The sequence below is a fragment of the Roseomonas rosulenta genome (assembly GCF_016106005.1).
In the GTDB taxonomy this organism is placed as follows: domain Bacteria; phylum Pseudomonadota; class Alphaproteobacteria; order Acetobacterales; family Acetobacteraceae; genus Neoroseomonas; species Neoroseomonas rosulenta.
This window is the reverse complement of record NZ_JACADR010000622.1, coordinates 1-731: the sequence shown is the minus strand read 5'-3', so window position 1 is coordinate 731 and position 731 is coordinate 1. Positions and strand designations below refer to the sequence as shown.

Genomic DNA, 731 nt, shown 5'->3' with positions numbered 1-731 from the left:
CCAATACCCGGATCTCCAACGCCAGCTCTCCCCCAACCATCCAGGCCCCCGCCACAACGACGAGGCACCCTAAGCCTGGGTCAGCTTTCAACCGGCGACTGGGTCAGTTTCACTCCGGCGGCTACACTTTCCCAACGAGGCCGCCGTCACCCGCCTCGTCGGCGCCATTCTCCTCGAGCAGAACGACGAATGGGCGGTGCAGCGCCGCTACATGAGCCTTGAGACGCTCGCCCCCATCAGCGATGCTCCCAATGTCAGCCTGCCCGCCGTGGCAGACTGAACGCGGCTCATACCCGCTCAGGAGACCAGGGCGCTCCTACACCACGCTATGGGACACGACCGCGAGAGGCCCCGGCGCCACCGAGCCCACCGCGCGCTTCAAGGACGCCCAGCGGATCGCGCTCGAGATGCCAACGCCGAAGCGTGAAGCAGCTGCCCGGCACGAGCATCCTGCCTCGATCGCCGCGACGACCCGTTCCCGAAGATCAACCGACAGAGCCTTTGACATGCCTGTCGGCCCCCTCCCGACAGACAGCTTGAATTAGATCCCCTCCGCGTCGGGGAAGGACTTTCGCGATTCAGTCAGGTCGGAGGCTGCTCTAAGTGTTTGGTCCCGGCATTTCATGGTGCGGGTTTGCGGTGAACCTATGGGGGTCTGCGGCCCATGATCGGCAGATGAACTCGTAGGGGGTGAGGCCCTTCAGGGTCTTGAGCCGCCGCGCGTAGTTGTA

At 64.6% G+C, this 731-nt stretch carries 3 pseudogenes; 1 reads left to right on the top strand and 2 read right to left on the bottom strand.

From position 1 onward, the window contains the following. Positions 1-127: 127 nt before the first annotated feature. A pseudogene (locus tag HW578_RS27285) lies at positions 128-280 on the top strand (IS256 family transposase); the annotation flags it as partial. A 63-nt stretch (positions 281-343) separates the two neighbouring features. On the opposite strand, the pseudogene HW578_RS27280 reads toward HW578_RS27285, so the two are convergent. Then, a pseudogene (locus tag HW578_RS27280) lies at positions 344-508 on the bottom strand (IS630 transposase-related protein); the annotation flags it as partial. A gap of 91 nt (positions 509-599) precedes the next feature. Continuing rightward, positions 600-731: pseudogene (locus HW578_RS27275) on the bottom strand (IS481 family transposase); the annotation flags it as partial.